At 30.1% G+C, this 5,328-nt stretch carries 5 protein-coding genes, 4 tRNA genes, 1 rRNA gene and 1 other annotated feature; all 10 genes read left to right on the forward strand.

Translation table 11 applies throughout. From position 1 onward, the window contains the following. Positions 1-97: ribosomal RNA gene (gene rrf, locus E6248_RS12605) — 5S ribosomal RNA — on the forward strand; the annotation flags it as partial. A 7-nt stretch (positions 98-104) separates the two neighbouring features. After that, positions 105-181 (forward strand) — tRNA-Ile (locus E6248_RS12610). A gap of 5 nt (positions 182-186) precedes the next feature. After that, positions 187-262, forward strand: a tRNA-Ala gene (locus tag E6248_RS12615). A 205-nt stretch (positions 263-467) separates the two neighbouring features. Further along, complete coding sequence (locus E6248_RS12620) at positions 468-977, forward strand: HD domain-containing protein (RefSeq protein ID WP_316341148.1); 510 nt, start codon at positions 468-470, stop codon at positions 975-977. Positions 978-995: 18 nt separating this feature from the next. After that, entirely contained in the window at positions 996-1,502 is a 507-nt protein-coding gene (locus tag E6248_RS12625) for a transcription repressor NadR (RefSeq protein WP_316341149.1), read from the forward strand. 14 nt (positions 1,503-1,516) lie between these two features. After that, a complete protein-coding gene (locus E6248_RS12630) occupies positions 1,517-2,929 on the forward strand; it encodes an FAD-dependent oxidoreductase (RefSeq protein WP_316341150.1) in 1,413 nt (470 codons plus the stop codon). Next, a complete protein-coding gene (locus E6248_RS12635) occupies positions 2,922-3,173 on the forward strand; it encodes a DUF1667 domain-containing protein (protein ID WP_316341151.1) in 252 nt (83 codons plus the stop codon). The genes E6248_RS12630 and E6248_RS12635 overlap by 8 nt, the downstream gene beginning before the upstream one ends. Before the next feature lie 51 nt (positions 3,174-3,224). Further along, positions 3,225-3,425, forward strand: a binding site (T-box leader). A gap of 57 nt (positions 3,426-3,482) precedes the next feature. Beyond that, positions 3,483-4,760: a serine--tRNA ligase gene (gene serS, locus E6248_RS12640; RefSeq protein WP_316341152.1), complete on the forward strand. Its 1,278-nt coding sequence runs from the start codon at positions 3,483-3,485 to the stop codon at positions 4,758-4,760. 304 nt (positions 4,761-5,064) lie between these two features. Beyond that, positions 5,065-5,155 (forward strand) — tRNA-Ser (locus E6248_RS12645). A gap of 23 nt (positions 5,156-5,178) precedes the next feature. Beyond that, positions 5,179-5,269: transfer RNA gene (locus E6248_RS12650), tRNA-Ser, on the forward strand. Positions 5,270-5,328 lie beyond the last annotated feature (59 nt).

The following is a 5,328-nucleotide window of genomic DNA, read 5'->3' on the forward strand; positions in this document are numbered from 1 at the left end:
GGAAACACTCCTTTCCATTCCGAACAGGAAAGTTAAGCTCTACAGCGTCGATGGTACTGCACGGGCGACTGTGTGGGAGAGTAGAACGTTGCCAGGTCTATTGAGGATCTTTAGCTCAGTTGGTTAGAGCAACCGGCTCATAACCGGTAGGTCCGGGGTTCGAGTCCCTGAAGGTCCACCATATTTGGGGGTATAGCTCAGTTGGGAGAGCACTTGCCTTGCACGCAAGGGGTCAAGGGTTCGAATCCCTTTACCTCCACCAAGAAGTTATGGAAGCATAGCTTCTTTTTTTTATAAAATTTTATATGCTTATGAGGAAATAAATAAAAGGTTATATATAATTGATAATAAAAAAATATAGTGTTATTATTTTTATTATAGTAAGTATAGTAAAATATATTTATAAGGTTTGAGTAATATATTTTAGGTTATTTATTATAGTAAGTATTAATAAAAAAGGTGAAAAGATGTCTTTTTATAGAGTGAAACAATTTATTTGGGGATTTTCTTCTTTATTTAAAGAAATAGATTATACATATGTAACTAAATTTTTAAATGAAAAGGAAATAAATATTTTTAATAAATTAAAACATAATGATAAGCATCATTGTATTAGGGTTTGTAAAGATTCTATAAAGATGAGAAATGATTTAAATATAAATGTAGATATGTATAAGCTAGGAAGAGCTGCACTATTACATGATGTAGGGAAAAGTTATAGGCATTTATCATTAGTAGAAAAATCAGCTGTTGTTTTGCTAGATAAAGCTACTAAGGGGAAAATAAAGAAGTATAATAATATAGAGCAGATAAATGTATACTATAATCATCCTGAGATAGGAACTGATATACTTAAGAGTAATGGGTTTGAGAATGATAAAGAATTACTTCAAGTAGTAAGATATCATCATAATAAAGTCATTGATGAGAACAATGAAATTCTTAAAATAATAAAAATATGTGATGATAAAAATTAAATTTAAAGAGGTGAGGTTATGACTTCTAAAAAAAGAAGAGAAGAGATAATTAAGTTGCTAATTAATAATAATTCTGCTATTAAGGGAACAAAGCTTGCAGAATTATTTTCTGTAACTAGGCAGATAATAGTTAAAGATATCGCAATTTTAAGAGCAGAAGGAAAAAATATTATTGCTACTCCTGATGGATATATACTTAATAAAGATATAAATAAAATTAAGACAATAATAGCAGTTAACCATAACAGCAAAGAGACTATGGAAGAATTAGAGATAGTAGTTAAATATGGTGGAATGATAGAAGATGTTATTATAGAACATCCTCTTTATGGAGAATTAAGAGGAAATTTAATGATTAAAAACTTAAATGATTTATATAAATTTGAAAAAGAATATAACAAGGATAATGCTAAGCCTCTTTCAAACTTAACTAATGGAATACATCTTCACACCATTGCGGCAGATAGTGCAGATGACATTAAAGAAATAAAAAGGGAGCTAAAAGAAAGAGGATTTTTACTATAGGGGGTTTTTGAATTATGGATTATGATATTCTAATCCTAGGTGGAGGCATAATAGGATGTGCTGTAGCTTATGAGTTATCAAAATATAATTTTAATATTGCACTAATTGAAAGAGATTATGATATAGCAGATGATATTTCTTTTGTAAACACCTCTATTGTTTATGATGGATCAGAAACATCAGATGATATTATGGCTGGTCTTGAGTATATAGGAAATTATATAATGGAAGAGACTTGTGAAAAGTTTAATGTGCCTTTTAAAAAGATTGGAGCACTAAGAGTAGTTAATGATGATAATGGTGTTAAAAAGCTTGAAGAGATGTATGAAAGAGCAAAAAGAAGAGGCATTAATGGAGTATATCTAATAGATGATAATGATGTATATGATATAGAGCCAAATATAAAGCATAATATAAAGAAAGGGCTTTATTCTGAGAATATAGGAATTGTTGCACCTTATGACTTAGCAATAGCCTATGCAGAAGTTGCTGCAGACAATGGAGCTATATTTAGATTAGAAGAAGAAGTATTAAATATACAAAGCTTAACTAAGGGATTTAAAGTTACTACAAATAGAAATAAGTTTACTTGTAAGGTTGTAATAAATACTATACCCCATGAAATCTATATTAGAGAAAATGGAAAAGTTGAGGATAAAGAGCTTAAGGGTGAAGGTAGCAAATTTAAAAATATGAGCTATCTATTAGTTGATGATAATTATAAGAATAAATTCAATAAAATTGTTATCGAGACCTTTGATAAGGATACCTTTGTTTTAAGTACTCCAACAACTACTACTGGATCTTTAATTGGAATAAAAAGCACTGAGAGAACAAGCTTAAGTGATAATTTAGAGTATGCAAATCAATTACTTGAAGATCTAGAAAAAAGTAATATTAATAATTTATTTAGAGAAAGTTATAATAAGGATTCAATGCTTATAGATGAGAGTGAGATAGATAAGGGATATATAAGAGTTACTGGAACTCATTATGGGAAAATAACTATAGCTCCAGCAATAGCAAAAATGCTTTGTGATACTATTGCTAACAATTTAAACTGTACATTAAAGAAGAATTTTATAGATAAGAGAAGAGAAGTATATAAATTTAGAGAATTAAGTAAAAAAGAAGCCAATGAAATAATTGCATTAGACAAAAGATATGGGAAAATAATATGTGTATGCAATAATATTTCAGAGGGAGAGATAGTTGACTGTATAAGAAGGCCATTAGGAGCAAGAACTGTTGAAGGGATTAAAAGAAGAACTGGATCTGGATTTGGAAATTGTCATGGATCTTATTGTTATGATAAGATAGTGAATATACTTGCTAGAGAGTTAGATAAAAAGGTAACTGAAATAGTAGACGACTCAAAGAATTCTAAAATAATTTCTAGTAGAATAAAGGAGTTTGATGATGTGTAGGTTGGATTGCGAGAATAACAATAAAGATATATTTACATCTATAGTAAGAGTAAAAGGAAGTCCTAAATATAAAGTGGTACCAGTTAAATCAAGTGAAGAGGTAGATAGAAGCCTTTGGATAGAGTTATCAAAAGTTCTTGCTAGAATATATGTAAGTACTCCTATAAAGGTAGGAAATATGATATGTAAAAATATATTAAATACAGGGATAGATATTATTTGTACAAGGGATTTAACTGATTAACAAATAATGTTGACATAAATATTTTTTTATAATATATTAAGATTAATATAATAAAAACTGTTGAAGAGGCTAGTAATATTAATAATTATTTTTAGAGAGTCGATGGTTGGTGTAAATCGATAATAATATTATATGAATCCACCTCAGAGGGACTGTGATGAGCAGTACGGTATAAGCCGTTAAAATTTTTGAGTGAATAACAAATTTTTTGTTATTAATTAGGGTGGCAACGCGGAATCTTTCGTCCCTTTATAGGGGAGATAGGTTCTTTTTTTATTTTTAAAAACAAATCCAGGGAGGAGATATAAAATGTTAGATATAAAATTTGTAAGAGAAAATCCAGAGAAGGTTAAGGAAAATATAAAAAATAAGTTCCAGGATAATAAACTTCCATTAGTAGATGAGGTAATAGAATTAGATAAAAAACTTAGAGAAGCTAAACAAGAAGCAGAATCTTTAAGAGCTAATAGAAATAAGTTCTCAAAGCAAATTGGAGCTTTAATGGCTCAAGGAAAGAGAGACGAAGCAGAGGAAATGAAGAAGAGGGTAACTGCAAATTCAGAGCGTTTATCTGAATTAGAGGTTATCGAAAGTGATTTATCTGAAAAAGTTAATAAAATAATGATGACTATACCAAATATAATAGATCCAAGTGTTCCAATTGGTAAAGATGATAGTGAAAATGTAGAAGTAGAACGTTTTGGAGAGCCAAGAGTTCCAGACTTTGAAGTTCCATATCACACAGAGATAATGGAAAAGTTAAGCGGATTAGATCTAGATAGTGCTAGAAAGGTAGCAGGAAGTGGATTTTATTATCTAATGGGTAATGTTGCAAGACTTCATTCTGCAATAATCTCATATGCTAGGGACTTTATGATAGAACGTGGATTTACTTACTGTATTCCTCCATACATGATTCGTAGTGAAGTTGTAACAGGTGTAATGAGTTTTGCAGAAATGGATGCTATGATGTATAAAATTGAAGGTGAAGATTTATACTTAATTGGAACAAGTGAACATTCTATGATAGGTAAGTATATTGACACTATATTACCTGAAGAATCATTGCCACACACTTTAACAAGTTATTCTCCTTGTTTTAGAAAAGAAAAGGGAGCACATGGAATAGAAGAAAGAGGAGTTTATAGAATTCATCAATTTGAAAAACAAGAGATGATAGTTGTATGTAAACCAGAAGAAAGTATGGAATGGTATGAAAAGTTATGGGTAAATACTGTAGATTTATTCCGTTCTTTAGACATACCAGTTAGAACTTTAGAATGTTGTTCTGGAGACCTAGCAGATCTTAAAGTTAAGTCAGTAGATGTTGAGGCTTGGTCACCAAGACAAAAGAAGTATTTTGAAGTAGGAAGTTGTTCAAACTTAGGAGATGCACAAGCTCGTCGTTTAAAAATTCGTGTAAATTCTAAGGACTCAAAATACTTTGCTCATACATTAAATAATACAGTTGTTGCGCCACCAAGAATGTTAATAGCATTTTTAGAAAATAATTTAAATGAAGATGGTTCAGTTAATATTCCAACTGCACTTCAACCATATATGGGAAATTTAAAAGTAATTAAATAAAATGTAAATATAACGGCAAAAATAAATAGAATATGTGAAATAAGCATGTTCTATTTATTTTTGCTAGTAGTTATATATTTAAATTAAATAATTAAATAATTACTCAATTAAAGAATTAAGAGGATTTTTGCTAAATAAAACTTTTTTTATTTATATAGAGATTTCTTTATAAAGATTTGCAAAGATTTTTCTAAGTAAAAGATTGCTGTGTAATCTTTTACTTATTCTTATAAAAATAATTTATAAAAATGTTGACATAATATTTTTATGTTGATATAATCATATTTGTCGAAAGACGGAATGAGGAGAGATGGTCGAGCTGGCTTAAGGCACCGGTCTTGAAAACCGGCGTACCTTTGCGGGTACCGTGGGTTCAAATCCCACTCTCTCCGCCATATAACCTTTATAGAAGGCACATGGAGAAATACTCAAGTGGCTGAAGAGGCGCCCCTGCTAAGGGCGTAGGTCGGGCAACTGGCGCCCGGGTTCAAATCCCGGTTTCTCCGCCAAAAGCATCTAATTTATTAGATGCTTTTTTTTTTATATTTCAAATATAAATCTATTGAGT

The sequence above is a fragment of the Clostridium sp. genome (genome assembly GCF_032552055.1).
Taxonomy (GTDB): Bacteria; Bacillota; Clostridia; order Clostridiales; family Clostridiaceae; genus Clostridium.

Excerpts from the sequence above, each read along its gene's own strand:
- E6248_RS12620 (WP_316341148.1), top strand. The coding sequence starts at position 468 with ATGTCTTTTTATAGAGTGAAACAATTTATTTGGGGATTTTCTTCTTTA.
- E6248_RS12625 (WP_316341149.1), top strand. The coding sequence starts at position 996 with ATGACTTCTAAAAAAAGAAGAGAAGAGATAATTAAGTTGCTAATTAAT.
- E6248_RS12630 (WP_316341150.1), top strand. The coding sequence starts at position 1,517 with ATGGATTATGATATTCTAATCCTAGGTGGAGGCATAATAGGATGTGCT.
- E6248_RS12635 (WP_316341151.1), top strand. The coding sequence starts at position 2,922 with ATGTGTAGGTTGGATTGCGAGAATAACAATAAAGATATATTTACATCT.
- serS (WP_316341152.1), top strand. The coding sequence starts at position 3,483 with ATGTTAGATATAAAATTTGTAAGAGAAAATCCAGAGAAGGTTAAGGAA.